The organism is Pseudomonas sp. ATCC PTA-122608 (genome assembly GCF_001952855.1).
GTDB lineage: Bacteria > Pseudomonadota > Gammaproteobacteria > Pseudomonadales > Pseudomonadaceae > Aquipseudomonas.
This window is the reverse complement of the sequence record NZ_LPNO01000052.1, coordinates 303,379-320,492: the sequence shown is the minus strand read 5'-3', so window position 1 is coordinate 320,492 and position 17,114 is coordinate 303,379. Positions and strand designations below refer to the sequence as shown.

General features: G+C 54.1%; 16 protein-coding genes and 1 pseudogene. 6 read left to right on the top strand and 11 right to left on the bottom strand.

What is annotated here, in order from left to right; all coding sequences use genetic code 11:
* The first annotated feature begins 16 nt into the window (after positions 1–16).
* Entirely contained in the window at positions 17–613 is a 597-nt protein-coding gene (locus tag AU074_RS29155) for a hypothetical protein (protein WP_076017634.1), read from the top strand.
* A gap of 19 nt (positions 614–632) precedes the next feature.
* Here AU074_RS29155 and AU074_RS29150 read toward each other — a convergent pair whose 3' ends face one another.
* The 5 genes from AU074_RS29150 to AU074_RS33855 form a co-directional block, all read right to left on the bottom strand.
* The gene (locus AU074_RS29150) at positions 633–950 is read right to left on the bottom strand and encodes a DUF2845 domain-containing protein (RefSeq protein WP_076017633.1); all 318 of its coding nucleotides are present in this window, start codon (positions 948–950) and stop codon (positions 633–635) included.
* A gap of 732 nt (positions 951–1,682) precedes the next feature.
* On the bottom strand, positions 1,683–1,961 hold the full coding sequence (locus AU074_RS29145) for a hypothetical protein (RefSeq protein ID WP_076017632.1): 279 nt from the start codon (positions 1,959–1,961) through the stop codon (positions 1,683–1,685).
* 277 nt (positions 1,962–2,238) lie between these two features.
* Complete coding sequence (locus AU074_RS29140; RefSeq protein WP_076017631.1) at positions 2,239–2,670, bottom strand: hypothetical protein; 432 nt, start codon at positions 2,668–2,670, stop codon at positions 2,239–2,241.
* 19 nt (positions 2,671–2,689) lie between these two features.
* Complete coding sequence (locus AU074_RS29135) at positions 2,690–3,556, bottom strand: AAA family ATPase (RefSeq protein WP_076017630.1); 867 nt, start codon at positions 3,554–3,556, stop codon at positions 2,690–2,692.
* A 310-nt stretch (positions 3,557–3,866) separates the two neighbouring features.
* Positions 3,867–4,367 (bottom strand): hypothetical protein, encoded by a 501-nt coding sequence (locus tag AU074_RS33855; protein ID WP_143503719.1) that lies wholly within the window; start codon positions 4,365–4,367, stop codon positions 3,867–3,869.
* A gap of 100 nt (positions 4,368–4,467) precedes the next feature.
* On the opposite strand from AU074_RS33855, the gene AU074_RS29130 reads away from it, so the two are divergent.
* Complete coding sequence (locus AU074_RS29130) at positions 4,468–4,968, top strand: hypothetical protein (RefSeq protein WP_076017629.1); 501 nt, start codon at positions 4,468–4,470, stop codon at positions 4,966–4,968.
* Positions 4,969–5,107: 139 nt separating this feature from the next.
* On the opposite strand, the gene AU074_RS29125 is transcribed toward AU074_RS29130, so the two are convergent.
* Positions 5,108–6,853, bottom strand: a complete 1,746-nt coding sequence (locus tag AU074_RS29125) for a recombinase family protein (RefSeq protein ID WP_076017628.1) — start codon at positions 6,851–6,853, stop codon at positions 5,108–5,110.
* A gap of 39 nt (positions 6,854–6,892) precedes the next feature.
* Here AU074_RS29125 and AU074_RS29120 point away from each other — a divergent pair.
* Positions 6,893–7,147, top strand: a pseudogene (locus AU074_RS29120) (phosphate-starvation-inducible PsiE family protein); the annotation flags it as partial.
* Here the strand turns inward: AU074_RS29120 and AU074_RS29115 are convergent.
* The 3 genes from AU074_RS29115 to AU074_RS29105 all read right to left on the bottom strand — a co-directional run bounded on the left by AU074_RS29115 (position 7,144) and on the right by AU074_RS29105 (position 10,494).
* Positions 7,144–7,461: a DUF3509 domain-containing protein gene (locus tag AU074_RS29115; protein ID WP_076017627.1), complete on the bottom strand. Its 318-nt coding sequence runs from the start codon at positions 7,459–7,461 to the stop codon at positions 7,144–7,146. The pseudogene AU074_RS29120 and the gene AU074_RS29115 overlap by 4 nt on opposite strands.
* Positions 7,462–7,761: 300 nt before the next feature.
* Complete coding sequence (locus AU074_RS29110; protein ID WP_076017626.1) at positions 7,762–9,057, bottom strand: serine/threonine transporter; 1,296 nt, start codon at positions 9,055–9,057, stop codon at positions 7,762–7,764.
* A 60-nt stretch (positions 9,058–9,117) separates the two neighbouring features.
* Positions 9,118–10,494: an L-serine ammonia-lyase gene (locus AU074_RS29105; protein WP_076017625.1), complete on the bottom strand. Its 1,377-nt coding sequence runs from the start codon at positions 10,492–10,494 to the stop codon at positions 9,118–9,120.
* 137 nt (positions 10,495–10,631) lie between these two features.
* Here AU074_RS29105 and AU074_RS29100 point away from each other — a divergent pair, with 137 nt between their 5' ends.
* Complete coding sequence (locus AU074_RS29100) at positions 10,632–11,579, top strand: LysR substrate-binding domain-containing protein (protein WP_010176953.1); 948 nt, start codon at positions 10,632–10,634, stop codon at positions 11,577–11,579.
* Positions 11,580–11,790: 211 nt separating this feature from the next.
* Positions 11,791–12,201: an HPF/RaiA family ribosome-associated protein gene (locus tag AU074_RS29095; protein WP_010176952.1), complete on the top strand. Its 411-nt coding sequence runs from the start codon at positions 11,791–11,793 to the stop codon at positions 12,199–12,201.
* Between the two features lie 68 nt (positions 12,202–12,269).
* Here the strand turns inward: AU074_RS29095 and AU074_RS29090 are convergent, their stop codons facing one another.
* The gene (locus tag AU074_RS29090) at positions 12,270–13,778 is read right to left on the bottom strand and encodes an MFS transporter (protein WP_076017624.1); all 1,509 of its coding nucleotides are present in this window, start codon (positions 13,776–13,778) and stop codon (positions 12,270–12,272) included.
* Positions 13,779–13,882: 104 nt separating this feature from the next.
* Here AU074_RS29090 and AU074_RS29085 point away from each other — a divergent pair, with 104 nt between their 5' ends.
* Positions 13,883–14,755 (top strand): LysR family transcriptional regulator, encoded by an 873-nt coding sequence (locus AU074_RS29085; RefSeq protein ID WP_076017623.1) that lies wholly within the window; start codon positions 13,883–13,885, stop codon positions 14,753–14,755.
* Here the strand turns inward: AU074_RS29085 and fecA are convergent, their stop codons facing one another.
* Positions 14,756–17,101, bottom strand: coding sequence for a TonB-dependent Fe(3+) dicitrate receptor FecA (fecA, locus tag AU074_RS29080; RefSeq protein WP_063033068.1), 2,346 nt, complete (start codon positions 17,099–17,101; stop codon positions 14,756–14,758).
* Positions 17,102–17,114: the final 13 nt, after the last annotated feature.

Here is a 17,114-nt window from a genome sequence, read left to right as displayed (position 1 = left end):
TTCCCCGGAGAATTTTATGAATCAGGATTTAAAAGAGTCAACAAATCGTTATTTGAATATGTCACTAATTATGGTTTTGTACGGAATGCTGTCTGTCTTTCAGGTCGGATTTTACGGCACATTCACCAATGCCAAATACCTATTGAAATACGTCGTCCCAGCAATGGCATTTCCAATGGCGATGGTGATTGCTATCGGTCTCACACTCTTAGCCTTCACGAAGATTGACAATGCGTGCAATAGAAACCGCGCTGGGAAAAGCACAACTGCTGAATTGAACGTCTATCGCCTGATGGGCTTATACAAGGGTGCTTTGGCGTTGATAGCGCTATGTGTGACGTACCGCTTCGCAATCGTCCATTTCTACGGCGTGAATTTCTTCGACTTCGCCATTGAGCAGAGTTGGACTGAACAGGCTTACACACGGGATACCGTTCGTGACGCACGTAGAGCATTCTTCTCTTCTAGCCAAAACGCCATGTACATCAGTCTTTACTCGTTCCTGTTGGTGTATGTGGTCGGTGGAACCCTTGGGTATGCATGGCTCAAAGGCAAGGCTGATGAGGCTCGCAGAGTGGTAAGCAGCGGTATTGTGGCTCGCACAGCCTACTAAGACAGTATACAGATGCTTATCATCGTGAAACATCAATGCTGACTAGTTTGCCGTCTATGAACTTGAGCTTGTAATAAGCGCCATTTCTGGGACCGTAAACCCAGTTTTCAACCGTCACAGCATTGGATTTTTCACCGCGAGGTGCTGCTGCAGCCGGAATGATTTGCCGGTCAGACGGAGCGCCACATTGTCTTTCTACATCGGACGAGGTGTCGCCTTCCGAAATTAGACTGGTGCTACACCGCATGTCAGCGAATGCGGAGGATTGACCGGCCATCATCGCTAAGGCCAATGAGAATGCTAGATAAAGTCCTTTGCCCGAGTGGCGATTACTCATTTCATTTCGCTTCTGTAAAAAGTCATGTCTAGGATTGGTTGCAATTAAGCCTATCACCAACTGACAAAGCCAGTGTAAGCGTGTTTTTCGGACGGCTACAATTGAGTGTATTTTTACGCCTGCGTTTTTATTGAAAATTGGGCATTGAAAGGACAAAAAGAACACTCCCGCATGAAGCGGGGAAAGGATACTCAGTGAGGTTTTTGTTCGGTCAGTTTTTTGAGCGTTTCTGGTGAAATGCTGGTGCAGTAAAAATCGGCTAAAAGATTAATCGGTTTTAGGAATGGTTGAGGAATTCCTGGTTTTGTAGGTGCTTGGGTAGATTTGTTCATGATTAGTATTAGTTGGTTATACCCATAATTATACCAAATCAGATAGGCTGAATTTACTGATAAGGGCATTAAGTCTGACGAATATAGGATTTATTTCCTACGCACGTAGGACTTTATTCTGACGCTCGTCCTACCTCAAATAGGAGCCTTTCAAGCGCGCTGTGTTGAATTCTAGACGGCTAACCCTCTGTGAGTTCTGCGGATTTCATGAGAGAGCGTCGGACGTAGAGCGGTATGAAGGTCAGATAGGCGTAGGACATTCGTCTGACATGGATCAGAAAATAATATGACGATGATAGGACGTAAGTGGTAGCTGCGTCGTATTTTTCTTGGATCTGCAATTGTTCAAAAAACAGGCACAAAAAAAGCCCGATTAGGGCTGTTCTGTATTTCTAAATAATCATGGAAGAATGCTGCAAACCTCAACAAATCGGCTCTGTGCGTTTTCTGCGGTAATCACCGTGTCAATCATCAAACCCATGTTTATCTGAAATTCCAATTTTTCGATAATCTGAGACTTGCTGTAGTTGCTCGTTTTTCCAGACTGTGCGTTTTTCAAAATGAAAGCCTTGTCGTTTACTGCGTGAATGGTTCTGTCTTGGAATGGTTTAATATCGTTCTTGAAATTCCCAAGGTCGTTTAAATATTTTTCTGCTAAGGATTTTTTTGTAGTGTTCATAATATAATCTCCGGTTAATTTTGGTTATAGTTGAAGTTTTTCTTCTATACCTAAATTATATCATTCTGTAAACTGTCAATTTCCAGTTAAATGAAATATTTCTGACTTTTTTCTGATTATTTTCTGATTTACGTAAGACGAACGTCAGACGTAGGTAATACAAGGGTGTGCGGGATATTTTGGTAAGGTCTGATGTTCAGATCACGTAAGTCAGACGAATGTAGGACCTAAATTCTAGGCAACAAAAAGCCCCGGTTAAGGGGCTTTGAATGGTGGATCAATTTCTCTTCTGTTTCTCAGTAAATGTCTTGATTACACGGTCTCCTTTATTGAACGAATCTTCGACTTCAAGGATGGCTTCTAAGACGCTCAGGTGGGGCTTGGCGATAGCCAACAAGCGGATTCTGTTGAGCATGTCTACGTCTGTGCCGAATGCGTCAAAGCGAGAGGTTTGGTAGCGAGTAGTGCCGGTCAGCTTGATCACTGAGTCTCTTGCAAGCTCGCAGTGGCTGGTGAACTTCAAGGTTTCGCGTCTGTTGGTGTTACCTGCTTCCAGTACGTTCAGTTCGTGCAAGGCTTCATCCGCCAAGGATTCCGGTGACTGGGCTTCAGTTGCCAATGCGAAGGCACCAAGCTGGTTAGCTTGGCTGTCAAGCTGTGTGTTGAGGATACGGGTGTTGAGTTCGTTAAAATCGATTAATTTTGACATGGGGTATTCTCCGTTTTGGTTAGTTGAGTGTGTTGATGATTTGTTGAACTACTGCGTCGAATTCTTGCTGAGCCGTTTTAGCCTCAACTGATTCAGAGCTGTAGATTGAACGCGCTTCGCTGATTTTGTTCGGGTAGAGGGAACGGAATATCATGGGTGCAAGAAGCGGTGGAATCGTATTACTGAAAGTATTGGCAAACCCCACCATTGTGTCAGTAATTTTGGTTAAACCTTTTCCGCCTCTATATTTCGATGACTCGAAGCAAAGCATGGAACGAAATTTCGTGTTAATGGGAATATTCTTTGATTGGCAAAACTGAATCAAATTGGCTACGTAGTTACCAAGCTTCGGCGCGGTCTTCAATTCCTGTGGCTCTGCTTTGACAGGAAAAATCACAAGGTCTGAATCTACGAACAATTTGCTGATTTCAGGCTTGATTTCATCAGCGCTTGTGTAAAGGTTTGCTGGAATGTCGATCAAGATGTAATCGATAGTGGGGTTCGTGTCTTTAACAGTTTGTAGCGAGAAGGCTGACAACGAAGAACCGTAGATATTGAGAGTGAGCTTCTTGTTCCAAGCACTAATGCTGTTGGTGTAGCGCTTTACATCGCCAAGTCTGTTGTCTTTGAGGCTTTCCGTTACGAGGTTGGTCAGGTTGTTGATACGGCTCTTAACGTTCATTTCGTTGAGCTTGTAGAAATCTTCTGCTGCACGGATAGGGTCCAAATCTACAATCATTACCGTCTTGCCTTCTGCCATTAGCTTCGAAGCAAGGTTCAGTGCGAAAGTCGTTTTGCCGCTGCTTTTGTGCTGGGCGAATGTTATTACTTGGGTTTTTGCCAAAGAGGTTTGATTGAAATTGAAGGTTGGTAATTTTGCGTTCATGCGATTATCCCTATTAATTATTTGGTTATACTTAAAGTTATACCATTTGATTTTACGAAAATAATACGTAAGTCAGAAATAAATAGGATTATTTTCTGATTTTTGTAGGACGCCTGTATTACCTACGTCTGACGTTCGTAAGACGTGCGTCAGAACTGAAATGGATCATGAATTAATGCCAACCTTTAGTAAAAGCATTGATCGAGTGTTTTTAGACTGAAGGGATATCAGAAATGAGGAATCTTGAATAAAAGGATATCAAAGAATGAATTTGCTTTAGTCAATAAAAAAGCACCTTAAGGTGCCTTTATTACGGTCTGAGGGATTTTCGTTTAGGTTTTTCCACGGAATCGCTTGCAGTATCAGAATTCGCTGCAACCGCTGGGTATGCATGACGAAGCCAGCTATAAAGGCTACGGTCTGCTTTTGCTAAGGCTAGATTGTCATACCCATTCATAACCCCGTTCTTTTGACTTAGGTCGCTTGCTTGATGCACGCCAAGGCTATATTCCTTCACGGCTTTATAGAAGGTTGGGGCTACGTTTCTGACGCTCACAGCAATGCTCAGAGCATTGATATGGGCTTGGGTTAGGTGGTCGCTGCCATTTTCCATTTTTCGATAGATTAGCGATGCAATATTGTTTGAGTAAAATTCCTTAGACTCCGGTGCAAGCATTTGCTTTGCAACGGATTCCCCGCCGATGATTTTTAGGGCTTCAATCAGATGGTCAGGGAAAAGGCTTGTTCTTGCATCATTTGGATTTATAGATGAAGCAATTGCTGAGGTAACGTACTCGATTTCGTTTTTCATAAATTAATGGTTTGTTTTTATAATATTACCATTTTGCTATTGATTGATTTTCACACTGGAGCTATTTTGCTGGCTCATTGAGATCATTGGGTAGTGCGTCATGAAAGGGATTCTGAGCGGTTTGGTAGCTGTTGCGTGCTTCGCTGGTGCAATGGGTGCAGGTGCTGATGAGAGATACAAATTTGAGGCTTATCCAGCGTCTGCTGTGGCTACGAAGGCAGTGAGCAAGATCGATTGGAAGTCGAACAAGGATCTGGCGAGCTACTGGAAAGCGAAAGAAGCTGTTGAAGCGACGGTGGGTAAGAATCCTGACTTTGCCGGTCATTTCGTCGTGACAAGCTACGGCTGTGGATCTGGCTGTACTGCCTCTGCATTCGTTGATGCAAATGACGGTAAGGTCTACAAAGCACCGATGAACGAGACAAGCACTCAGGACGGAGCGCACAAGGTAACGAGCAACATCATCTTCATGAGTGACTATCGATACGTGAATGGCGGTCCTCAGATGATGGAAACGCCTGGTGTTGTGGCGTGGAACGAGAAGTCTTCGAAATTTGAGATCCTTCACAAAGACAAGCCCGTGAAAGTCGAAATGGAATAATGATGGTAGGGTGGCTTCTGGATGATGCAATGTCTTTTAGAAGCCACTCCGCTTCGCGGGAATTCATACCATTTTTTGTGACAAATCTTTGAATTTCAAAAAAGCGAATAAAGCTTAAATCGTTTTGGCAATTAACATATCAAACCATTAATTTGAATTCTTCCCCGAGATTCCCAAACCCATACTGTTGCAATGCATCAATATCTGTCTTCATGTTGTAAGTCGCCATTACTTCTTTATGGACAGCCACATTGGTTTTAAGATTTTTTGTTGATTTTTCAAATTCGAAGAAGAAGGTCATTCCGTTTGATGCTAAGAAATTGATAATCTCAAGTCGTCCATGTTCCGTTTTGAACAGGTCTATAAAATCATCAACGGTTTTGACTGCAAGCTTTGCCGATGTATCTACTGAATTCACGGTCAATATTTCTAGTTCTTCCTTAGCCTTTGCTACGTCTTCTTCTGCTTTCATAAGCATTTTCATAATTAAAGCGGGTACTGTTCCATCAGTGATAGATTCTACTGACTTTTCTAAGTTCTCCAATGTCATTTTCTTTTTAGAATAAATTATTTCCTTTTCTACTTTTTCTTTGTGAGTTATCTTATTCTCGTTATTTCCTTCAAGGAATTTCATAAACTGCTGCCCAAGTCTTGAGTAATTATCCATTTCTTGGGGGGATTCTTTTTTCCAGCCTTCCGCATTTGAGACATAAAAATCTGCTTTCTTTGCGGCTTCAAATAGAGCGGGTTTCTTTGAGAGATAATCCCAAAAGAACGTCGAACCTATTATGTGCAGTAAAACAGCTACTGCTGAATCATACCTAAAACGATTTTTGCATTTATTCTCTTGTTCGAAATTGCTTCGGCAACTCATGTAGAAATAACGCTTCGTTTTGTTGCCGAAATTATTCATGAAAAACATAGATTCCCCACAAATTCCACAACGCGCTGTGTGGCGGAAAATGTTTGAGTTATCTTGACTTGCACGTCCTACACGTCGATTTACCTTGCGGCTTTTCATTGCTTGCCGTGCTTGCTCGAAAAGCTCAAAGCTAATTATTTGCGGATAATAGTTTTCTATGTATTTATCAAAAACCATTTTTCCGTCTTTTTTCACCTGTGAATACATATAGCCAAGCGGGTATTTCTTCTCAAGAATATCTTTGACTCGATTTTGAGTCCATTTCACAGATGAGGTCTTGTTGATTTCTTTGATTGTTGCTGTCACACCTTGCAGGCGCAACGACTCAAAAACCCGGTTCAGTTCTGCGGCTTGTTCAGGATGTGGCTCGAACCGGTCAGTGATAGGATTATATTGAACCCCAAACGGTGGGCGGTTTTTATTGAAGATCTTTTGTGTTTCATCAGCTGAGTTTTTGGCTTTTGCCCAAGCTGATTTTCTACGTATGGATTTAGTTCTTGATTCTTCGTGTGCACGTTTGGAGATCACGCTAAGCAAAATATCTTGGGAAAGATCATCGATCCCGTTGATATCAGACGCTTTTTCATAACGCTGATTGTCGATGGTCGTGACAAGGATGATGCCTTTTTCGAGGATTCCATTGACCAATTCCTTCGCCTGCAAGAGTCTCTGACGTGACAGGCGGTCGATGGATTCAACGAACACGTAATCACCCGGACGAATACGAAGACTAGCTATCTGGTCAATCAGATCCTTGAGCTTGCCGTGTGTGAGGTTCTTACCGCTGTATGCAGACACGCCATTTTCATAAAAGAAATTTTCGTCAGGTATCTCTACTTTGTGATGCTCTGCAAGGGCACGAATAGACTCCTTCTGACGGGTCACGGAGTCCTTGTCATCGCCACCTTGCCGCTTTGTCGAATGGCGGATATAAGCATAGCCTGCGGGGGTTTGGGTCGTCATGACACACCTCTAACGGGAATGTTAGAAATAGTACCATTGTTCAAGACCAACCACATGCCGGTGCGCTTCCTGATCTACGTGGCGATCACCGCGCTGACCCGCTTGCTGATCTCCAACGTCTCCCACCACAACCCGCCAGACATCGGCATCATCTACCTGTGCGGCGGGATTTTGCTGTTGGCATTCGCGATTCTGGTGGTGCGGTATGCGTCGTCGGCGTTTCCGTCGGTGAAGGTCGAAGGCCCGCGCCGCAAGGGCGAAGCGAGCCTTGAAACAGAGAAAGGCGAGGTTTAGAACCCGACGTTCAGCGGCGGCCGGGTGACGGGCGGCCGCTGCAACACTTTGTGACTGTCCCCATCGGTCATCACCGCCAATATCTCGATCGCGCTGTGCCCCTGCTCGATCGCAATCCCGAATTGCACACTTTGCACCAGGCGTTTCAGGCGCTGTGGGTCGTTGCGTTGTTCGGCGCTGATCATGCGTTTGGCCACGACGCCGTCTTCATCGGACAGGGTCAGCATGATGCTGCCGTCCAGCCGCTGGATGCTTAAATTGACCCGGTATTTCGGGGCGAAGGTGTCGGTGATGATCTGAAAAGGGTTGTCCATGGTGCGTTACCGCCTGATAAGAACATGCAGTCATTGACGACCGGTGTCGGGATTAGTTCGCGTTTCCTGACCACCGGCCATTCGCTCGCTGAGGCTTTCACAAGGTCCGTTTTCCTCAGTAGCTGTACAGCAAAGGGCGTGCCGTACAGCAATCTGCCTGCCATCGAATGACCCCTGTGGGAGCGGGCTTGCTCGCGAATGCGGTGTGTCAGCCAATGAATCCTCAGCTGAACGACCGCTTTCGCGAGCAAGCCCGCTCCCACATAGGGTTGGCGGTGTTTTTGCGCGCGGTGATCCGTTTCAGGGCATCACGGAAAAAACGATCGCAGACAGCGCAATCAAGCCGACCAACACCACAAACACGTTGGACGCCTGGCCCGAGTACTGGCGCAAAGATGGCACCCGGCGGATGGCGTACATCGGCATCAGGAACAACAGGCAGGCTATGATCGGCCCGCCCATGGTTTCGATCATGCCGAGGATGCTCGGGTTGAAGGTGGCCACGGCCCAGCAGGTGAGCACCATGAACAGCGCGGTGCAGCGCTCCAGCCACTTGGCGGACATCGAACGGTTACGTCCGCGCAGGGATTTGACGATCAGGCCCTGGAAGCCTTCGCTCGCGCCGATGTAGTGGCCCAGGAAGGATTTGGTGATTGCCACCAGCGCGATCAACGGCGCGGCGTAGGCGATCACCGGGGTCTGGAAGTGGTTGGCCAGGTACGACAGGATCGAGATGTTCTGCGCCTTCGCGGCAGCGAGGTCAGCCGGCGACAGGGCCAGCACGCAACTGAAGCAGAAGAACATCACCGTCAGCACCATCATGCTGTGGGCCATGGCCAGGATGCCGCTGCTTTTGCGCTCGGCTTGCGGGCCGTACACGCGTTTCTGGTCGACGGCGAAGGCGGAGATGATCGGCGAGTGGTTGAAGGAAAACACCATCACCGGGATAGCCAGCCACAAGGTCTTGAAGAACGCCGGCAGCGGCATGCCTTCGCTGGCGGAGGCGAAGAACGCGCCGTTCCAGTTGGGGATCAGGCTCACCGCCAACAGCAGCAGGGCGGCGACGAACGGGTACACCAACACGCTCATGGCCTTGACGATCACGCCCTGGCCGCAACGCACAATGGCCATCAGGCCGAGGATCAACACCAGCGACAGGATCGCCCTGGGCGGCGGCGCCATGTGCAGTTGGTGTTCCATGAAGCTGGTCAGGGTGTTGGTCAGCGCCACGCTGTACACCAGCAAAATAGGGAAGATCGCGAAGAAGTACAGCAAGGTGATCAGCTTGCCGGCGCCGATGCCGAAGTGTTCTTCCACCACGTCGGTGATGTCGCCGGATTTGCCCGACAACACAAAGCGCGTCAGCCCACGGTGGGCGAAGAAGGTCATTGGGAAGGCCAGCAGCGCCAGCACGATCAACGGCCAGAAGCCGCCTACGCCAGCGTTGATCGGCAGGAACAGGGTGCCGGCACCGATGGCGGTGCCGTAGAGGCCGAGCATCCAGGTGGTGTCGTGTTTGTTCCAGCCTTGTGTAACGGTGGTCGGCGTCAGGTCTACAGCGGGATTTTCGGCAGCAGGTGTACGTACATCGGTCATCGTTATTGCCTCGTTATTGTTTTTGCGCGGGCTCACGTTGGGGCGATCAGGGAATGCTCCTCAGCACTCCACCCAGCTGACCGCCAGGCCGCCCCGTGAAGTTTCTTTGTATTTGTCGTGCATGTCGGCGCCGGTGTCGCGCATGGTGCGGATCACCCGGTCCAGGGAGATGAAGTGCTTGCCGTCGCCGCGCAGGGCCATTTGCGTGGCGTTGATCGCCTTGACCGCGGCGATGGCGTTGCGCTCGATGCACGGCACCTGGACCAGCCCGCCAACCGGGTCGCAGGTCAGGCCGAGGTTGTGTTCCAGGCCGATTTCGGCGGCGTTTTCCAGTTGTTCCGGGGATGCACCGAGTATGTCGGCCAAACCTGCGGCGGCCATGGCGCAGGCCGAACCGACTTCGCCCTGGCAGCCGACTTCGGCGCCGGAGATTGAGGCGTTTTTCTTGCAGAGGATGCCGACGGCGGCCGCGGCGAGGAAGAAATTCACCACGTCATCGTCGGACGCGTCCGGGTTGAACTTCATGTAGTAGTGCAGCACCGCCGGGATGATTCCCGCCGCGCCATTGGTCGGCGCGGTGACCATGCGACCACCGGCAGCGTTTTCTTCGTTGACGGCGAGGGCGAACAGGTTGACCCATTCCATCGCCGACAAGGTCGACGTGATGACGTTGGGTTTGCCGATTTCCAGCAGGCTGCGGTGCAATTTCGCCGCGCGCCGTGGCACATCCAGGCCACCGGGCAAGATGCCCTCGTGGCGCAGGCCTTGTTCGACGCATTCGCGCATCACCGACCAGATATGCAGCAGGCCGCTGCGGATCTCGGCGTCACTGCGCCAGGCCCGTTCGTTGGCCATCATCAGTTCGGAAACCCGCAGGCCGTGCTTGTTGCACAAGGCCAGCAGTTCGACGGCGCTGGAGAAGTCGTAAGGCAATTGCACTTCGCTGGTCGGCGCGATGCCGGATTCGGCTTCCGCTGCTTCGATGATGAAACCGCCACCCACCGAGTAGTACGTCTGCTCGCTCAACAGGCCGTTTTCTCCGTAGGCGTGCAGGGACATGGCGTTGGGGTGGTAGGGCAGGCTTTCGTCCAGCAGCAGGAGGTCGTGCTGCCAGTTAAAGGCAATCGGCGTGCGGCCGGCGAGCAGCAATTGGCCGGACTCGCGCAATTGCTGGATGCGAGGGCCAATGCTGGTGGGGTCGATACTGTCTGGCCATTCGCCCATCAGGCCCATCACGCAGGCGCGGTCGGTGGCGTGGCCAACACCGGTGGCGGACAGCGAGCCGTATAAACGCACTTCTACGCGACGGGTTTCGTCGAGCAATTGCTGGTCGATCAGCGCCTGAACGAAGGTCGCCGCCGCCCGCATCGGGCCCACGGTATGGGAGCTGGAAGGACCAATGCCTACCTTGAATAGATCGAAAACACTGATAGCCATGCTAAACCCTTACAAGCAATGGAGTAGGAATCGCTGCCATCTTTTGTAGGACAAGCGGAATTCGCGCGATACTGAGCCTCTGGATCGGCAGTGACCAACGAATTATCCTAAGACACCCTTTAGCAGGACTAAACCCTATGGCTCGCCCGCTTCATGGCCAGACTTACGTCTGGTTGCACGTTTTTTCCTGCGCGGCACGGCATTTGTCGTTCACCCGTTGCGCCGAAGAACTGCACATCACCCCGGGCGCGGTCAGCCAGCAAATTCGCCAGTTGGAGGAGCGTTTGGGCTTCCGGCTGTTCCATCGACGGGCACGCGGGGTTGAGCTGAGTGCAGAAGGCCAGCGGCTGGCGATTACCGTGGGTGAGGCCTATGGCAGCATTGATGCCGAGTTGCAGCGCCTGGACGCCGGGATGATCAGCGGCACCTTGCGCTTGCGTTCGATCCCGTCGTTTCTCGGTAAATGGCTGACGCCGCGTTTGCCGCGTTTGCAGCAGCGCTTCCCGGACATCCAATTGCGCATGGTCGCCGAAGACAGCAGCATCGCCTTGCACGAGGGCGACTTCGACCTGGCCATTGACCTTAACGACGGCAGCTACCCCGGATTGTTATCCACAGCCCTGCTGGATGAGCAGATCTTCCCGGTGTGCGCACCGAGCCTGCTGCGCGGGCGGCCGCCGCTGCATGGCCCCGCCGACCTGGTGCATTTCCCGCTGCTGCACGACATTACCGCGTGGCGTGGGAGTTATGAGTACGCGGAGTGGGAGTTCTACCTGAACGCCATCGGCTACGACGCTGCCGACGTACGGCGCGGGCATACCTTTAACCGCAACCACCTGACCATCGAGGCGGCCATTGCCGGCATGGGCGTGGCGATTGCCCGGCGAACCTTGCTCAATGACGAACTGGAACGTGGCACGTTGATCGTGCCGTTCGGCCTCGCTGTACCCAATCACAAACGTTACGTGCTGCTGTATGCCCCAGGCGCGCTGAGCCATCCGGGTGTGCGGGCGGTGCATGACTGGCTGGTAGAGGAAGCGGGGATTTTTCGCGGATTGCACCCGTTGGGAGAGGGGCAATTGTAAGGAAGTTGGCGGTAAGAAGATGTAACCAACTCCCCACCCTAACAGCGTTTTTGGTTGTAGTCAGGGTTAATTTGTAATGTGGGATTTATCTTTGCAAAGGGCTTGAAATGTTCCTCCGTCTGCTCAATTGTGTAATCAGAAGGTCATGGTTTTCACCCATCCGGTGAAGCAGGAATGGCCTTCGGCGAGCTAGCTGAAATAAGGGAAAACTATGCAAATCCAAGTCAATAGCGATAACCATATTGAAAGCAGCATCCGACTGGAGGAGTGGGTACGTACCACCATTGAGAGCACGCTCGAACGTTATGAAGAGGATCTGACCCGCGTCGAGGTTTACCTGCGGGACGAGAACGGTGACAAGCCCGGTCCACATGACCTGAGTTGCCGACTGGAAGCACGGCCAAAAGGCCATCAACCGATTTCGGTCCTCCATAAAGCCGATACGCTGGAACAAGCGATCGATGGCGCAGCTACCAAGCTGGAGCATGCCCTGGAGCATCTGTACGGCAAACTGCGCGGCAAACCACGCGCCGCGGGTCAAAGCCTGCCTAATACCAAGGCCGACGAGGCCGAGCTTGAAGAGGAATTTCTGGAAAACGAACAGGCTGCGCTTAACGGCTGATAGCTGATACTTTTTCAACCCCACTGAAAACGGGCCTGCAGATGCAGGCCCGTTTTTCGTTTAAAGCGTCAGCGCGGGCTGCGCCGGAAAAAACAGGCGCTCAAAACTGCCAGTGCGCAAGCGCCCAAGCCTGCATACAACATGGCCCAACCGGCACCGTTGCGTAGCGCGGCCTGGGCAATCAACGAGCCCTGCGGCAACACGTCCAGCTTGCCGGCGGCGATGTCCTGGCTGAGGGTGGCCAACTGCGCCGTGTCGGGCAATGCGTTAGCCAGGTGGTGAGCGATCCCGAGTATCAACACCAAGCCCATCAACGCGATATTGAGCGCCAGGGTAATCAGCCGTGCACTGAAGTCGATGCCCGACGCCATCCCCGCGCGGTCGGATGAGACTGAGCCAGTGGTGGTGTTGGTGGTGGGCGAGTTGGTAAACGCCAAGCCGCTGCCGGCAATCCCACAGGCGATCAGGATCAACACCACACTGGGCTGGTCGCTATGGTTGATCGCGGCCATGGCCACAAAACCCACGCCCATCAGGCCCAGGCCCAACGGAATGATGCGTTCGGCGCCGTAGCGCAGCGCCAGGCGTTCGGCCAGGGGCGGTACCACCAGCGTGGGCAGGGTATAGGCGAGCAGGGCGAGCCCGGTGAGCATGGTGTCGTAGCCCAGGCCGGCCTGGAAATACAGCGGCAGGTAGATCATGAAGGGCCAGAAGCTGAAGTTCATGCCGATCGAACCCATCAACGCGCCGTTGAAGCGCGGGATGCGGAACACCGAGAAGTCGAACATTGGATGCGGGCTGCGCCGCTCGACAACCACGAACAACAGCAGGCTGGCCACTGATAACCCGGCCCAACCGAGCATCGCCGGGGTGGCAAAGCCGCTCTCGGTGCCCTGGGTGATGAAGTAAACCAGGGCGAACACCGCCAGGGTCAGGGTGGCCATGCCGGCGATATCAAGGCGATGGGCCGCCGGGTCGCGGGACTCCTGCACGCTGATGCGCAGCAATACCAGGGTGAACACGGTCAGCGGCGCATGCACCAGGAACACCCAGCGCCAATCCGCGACTGCCAGGATCAACGCCCCCACCATCGGCCCGAAGCCCAGGCCCACACCGGCAATCACACCCCAGATGGCAAAGGCTCGCGCCCGGGCCGCCGGTTCGCGGAACTGGTGCGACAGAATCGCGAACTGGCAGATCATCATCGCCCCGCCACCCACGCCTTGGACAAAACGCGCCGCGATCAGCGTAGACGCATCGTTGGCCAGCCCACAGGCCAGCGATGCCAGCCCGAATACCCACAGGCACAGCACCAGCATGCGCCGCCGGCCAAAGCGATCGGCCAGTGTGCCCGCCGCCATCAGCACGCTGGTGCAGGCCAGGGTGTAGGCATTCATGATCCATTGGGCGTCCTGGAAGCCGGTGCCCAATTGCTGTTCGAGGGTGGGCAGGATGACCGGCACGCTGGAAATCTCCAGGCCGAACATCAGCGCCACCAGGCACACGGCGGTGAGCGCCAGGCTGTCTCTGGCGGTACGCGGCGGGTGGATGGCGGATACAACGGCGTCGGATGACATGGCCTCTTCCTTTCGATGGGGGAAGCTGTCATTTTCACGGGAATGCAGTTCTTTATTAGTGATACTTATTCCATGGATAAGGGATCTAAAGGCGACAATCGATCATGGCCACTCCGCGTTTTGATGGTGTTGAACTGTTTTTACAAATCGTCGAGAGCGGCAATCTGACCGAGGCCGCCGAACGGCTGAACCTCACGCGCTCAGCGGTGGGCAAGGGGTTGGCGCGCCTGGAAGCGAGGCTGGGGACGTCCCTGTTGCAACGCTCTACCCGGCGCCAGCGTCTGACCGAGGACGGGCAGGCTTATTACGAGCATTGCCTGCGTGCGCTGGCGGAACTGGAAGCCGCCGAATCCGTGCTGGAAAGTGGCCGCCAGCAGCCTCGTGGACGGTTAAGGGCCAGCTTGCCTTTGGCGTTCGGTCACCACTATGCGGCGCCAGCGTTGTGGGGACTGATGGACCATTTTCCGCAACTGGAGATCGAGATTTCTTTCTCCGACCGGCTGATAGACCTGGCCCAGGAAGGCTTCGACCTGGCGGTGCGCATCGGCGCATTGCCCGACACCGACCGCTTGAGCGCAAGGCGCCTTGGCGAGCAGGCGATTGCCCTGGCGGCGTCACCCGCGTACCTGCAGCGCACCTGTCGAATCGAATCCATCGCGGACCTGGCCGGGCATCGAGGCATTGCCTATCGCAGCAATGCCCCGCACCGCGAGCGTGTGGCCTCGCCGTTGATCCTGGACGACCTGCAGGCCGTGGCCGATGCCGCAATCGCCGGAGTCGGCCTGGCCTGGTTGCCCAGTTGGCTGATCGCCCACTACGTACTGCGCGGGCAACTGCAGGCGGTACTGCCGGACCACCGCGAGCAACCGATGCCGATCCATGTCATCTGGCCCACGGCGACGCACATGCCGGCCAAAACCCGGTGTGCCATCGACGCGTTGGTGGCCGGCACACCGTCGTGCCTGGCGGGTAGCTGATCAGAACGCGATGGACGTCTGCACGTACAGCGTGCGCGGCTCGCCGACGTATTTGCCCTTGTTGTTATCGTCAAACGAGCGGGTGTAGTACTGCTTGTTGAAGATGTTTTTAACACCGACCGCCACGTTCAAATCCGACAGCTGCGGGCCAAAGTCATACGCCGCGCGGCTGCTGAACAACATGTAGCCGGGGATGCGTCCGGTGCTGCCATCGGCGCTTTCCGCTTCAGTGTTGGCGTTGTCGGCGAACTGGCTGCTCTGGTAGCTGCTGTCCACATTCAACTTCCAGCGACCTTCGGTGTAACCCACGCCCAGGGTGCCTTTGTGCTTGGATGAGAAGGGCACGCGGTTGCCTTTGTTCGGGCCGTCTTCACGAATGGTGGCGTCGACGTAGGCGTAAGTGGCGTACACATCAAAACCGGCGAGCGCCGGGCTCAAGCCGTCGAGGGCATAGTTGATGCTGGACTCGATGCCCTGGTGACGGGTCTCGCCACGGGCGATCACCGTGTCGTTGGTCTGGTTGCTGTCGTACTGATTGTCAAAGTTGATCAGGAACGCGCCGATTTCGGCCCGCAGGGTGCCGTTGTCGTAACGGGTGCCGAGCTCCCAGGTGCGGGCTTTTTCCGGCTTCACTTCGCCGCTGGTCACACGGTTGGGCATCTGGCTGTACTGCACGCTGCCGAACGAACCTTCGGTGTTGGCGTAGAGGTTCCAGTCGTCCGTCAGGTGGTAGAGCACGTTCAACGCCGGCAGGGCGGTGTTGTAGTCACCCTTGTATTTGACGTTGCTGAGGTTGTTGGTCTGCTGGGACTCGATCATCTCGTAGCGGATGCCTGGGGTGATGGTCCATTTGCCGATATCAATCCGGTCATCGACGAAGAATGCATTGGCCTCGGTGCTGCCCCGGGTGTCGCGGTCGTTGCGGCTGTCGGTGGTGGGCAGTTGCTGGTTGGCGGTAATTGGCGTGCGGTAGCGCATTTCGTGGCCGGCTTCGTTGATGTAGCGATAGCCCACGCCCACTTCGTGGCTGGTCGGGCCGAGGTCGAAGCCTTGGGCGAAACGGGTCTCCAGGCCGCGCACCCAGTACTCGCGAGGCGACAGCGAGAGGAAGTTGCCCTGGTCGAGGTAGCCGCTACGCAGGGTGGTGGTGAAGAAGCTGTTGACGGTGAATTCCCGGCGATCTTCCTGGTAGCGGTAGCCTGCGTTGAACATGGTGCGGCGCCCCCAGAACTGGTCATAGGGGCGGGTGGACTGGTACGGGTCGGCCTTGTAGGCCGCGGTGCTCAAGCCGCCGGGCATATCGGCCTTGCCTTCGTAGTACTGCGCCATGGCGTTGAAGCTGTTGGCGTCGTCCAACTGGTATTTGCCCTTGAGGATCAGGTCGTCGATGCGGGTGTCGCTGTTCTCGCGCCAGTCACCACCACGGGTGCCGGAATACAGGATCGCGCCGCCCAAACCGTTGTCTGCGGTGCCGCCCGCCAGCAGGTTGCCGGTGGTCTTGAAGCCATCGTGGCTGGAAGACGGGCTGGTTTCGGTCTGCAGGCCGCCTTTCACCGTTGGGGCGTCGGGAATCGCGCGGGTGACGAAGTTGACGATGCCGCCGACGTTCTGCGGGCCATAACGCACCGCGCCGCCGCCGCGCACCACGTCCACCGCGTCCATGTTGCCCATGCTGATGGGCGCGAACGACAACTGCGGCTGGCCATACGGTGCAAACGGCACCGGGATACCGTCCATCAATACTGTGGAGCGCGAGGCCAGGCGTGGGTTGAGCCCGCGAATGCCGAAGTTCAGCGCCATGTCGTGGCTGCCGGTGCCGTTGTTTTCCGGAGCGTTGACCCCGGGAATGCGGTTGAGCACATCGCGAGCCTGGGTGGCGCCCTGGCGTTCGAATTCTTCGCGACGGATCACGTCCCGCGCGCCCGGGTGTTCGAAGACGTTGGTTTGCGCCGCGTCCCCCAGCCAGTCGCCGACCACGTTGGAAGTGCCCAATTCGAGGGTGGCCGGAGCATTCGCCGGTTGCAGGCTGAAGGCGTTGTTGCCCTCGGCGCGGGCTTGCAGGCCGGTGCCTTTGAGCAACGCATTCAAGCCTTCTTCAGCGGTGTAGTTGCCCGACAGGCCGTGGCTTTGCACGCCGGCGGTCACATCGGAGCCAAACGAAATCAGCACGCCGGCTTCACGGCCAAACTGGTTCAACGCCGCTTCAAGTGACGTAGGGGCGATGCGGTAGGGCTTGGCATCGGCCGCCATCACGTAGGGCACGGCGCTGAAACTGAGGCTGGCCCCCAGCAACAAGTGGCGCAGGGTGCGGGCGAGGGGCGTCAGGCGAGTCGGTTGCTGGGGCATGAAGTGCGGTCCT

What these genes read in the sequence shown, in the direction of transcription:
- AU074_RS29130 (WP_076017629.1), top strand. Translation starts at nt 4,468, where the DNA reads ATGAAAGGGATTCTGAGCGGTTTGGTAGCTGTTGCGTGCTTCGCTGGT.
- AU074_RS29135 (WP_076017630.1), bottom strand. Translation starts at nt 3,556, where the DNA reads ATGAACGCAAAATTACCAACCTTCAATTTCAATCAAACCTCTTTGGCA.
- AU074_RS29145 (WP_076017632.1), bottom strand. Translation starts at nt 1,961, where the DNA reads ATGAACACTACAAAAAAATCCTTAGCAGAAAAATATTTAAACGACCTT.
- AU074_RS29105 (WP_076017625.1), bottom strand. Translation starts at nt 10,494, where the DNA reads ATGGCTATCAGTGTTTTCGATCTATTCAAGGTAGGCATTGGTCCTTCC.
- AU074_RS29150 (WP_076017633.1), bottom strand. Translation starts at nt 950, where the DNA reads ATGAGTAATCGCCACTCGGGCAAAGGACTTTATCTAGCATTCTCATTG.
- AU074_RS29140 (WP_076017631.1), bottom strand. Translation starts at nt 2,670, where the DNA reads ATGTCAAAATTAATCGATTTTAACGAACTCAACACCCGTATCCTCAAC.
- AU074_RS29155 (WP_076017634.1), top strand. Translation starts at nt 17, where the DNA reads ATGAATCAGGATTTAAAAGAGTCAACAAATCGTTATTTGAATATGTCA.
- AU074_RS33855 (WP_143503719.1), bottom strand. Translation starts at nt 4,367, where the DNA reads ATGAAAAACGAAATCGAGTACGTTACCTCAGCAATTGCTTCATCTATA.
- AU074_RS29090 (WP_076017624.1), bottom strand. Translation starts at nt 13,778, where the DNA reads ATGTCATCCGACGCCGTTGTATCCGCCATCCACCCGCCGCGTACCGCC.
- AU074_RS29125 (WP_076017628.1), bottom strand. Translation starts at nt 6,853, where the DNA reads ATGACGACCCAAACCCCCGCAGGCTATGCTTATATCCGCCATTCGACA.
- fecA (WP_063033068.1), bottom strand. Translation starts at nt 17,101, where the DNA reads ATGCCCCAGCAACCGACTCGCCTGACGCCCCTCGCCCGCACCCTGCGC.
- AU074_RS29110 (WP_076017626.1), bottom strand. Translation starts at nt 9,057, where the DNA reads ATGACCGATGTACGTACACCTGCTGCCGAAAATCCCGCTGTAGACCTG.
- AU074_RS29100 (WP_010176953.1), top strand. Translation starts at nt 10,632, where the DNA reads ATGGCTCGCCCGCTTCATGGCCAGACTTACGTCTGGTTGCACGTTTTT.
- AU074_RS29095 (WP_010176952.1), top strand. Translation starts at nt 11,791, where the DNA reads ATGCAAATCCAAGTCAATAGCGATAACCATATTGAAAGCAGCATCCGA.
- AU074_RS29115 (WP_076017627.1), bottom strand. Translation starts at nt 7,461, where the DNA reads ATGGACAACCCTTTTCAGATCATCACCGACACCTTCGCCCCGAAATAC.
- AU074_RS29085 (WP_076017623.1), top strand. Translation starts at nt 13,883, where the DNA reads ATGGCCACTCCGCGTTTTGATGGTGTTGAACTGTTTTTACAAATCGTC.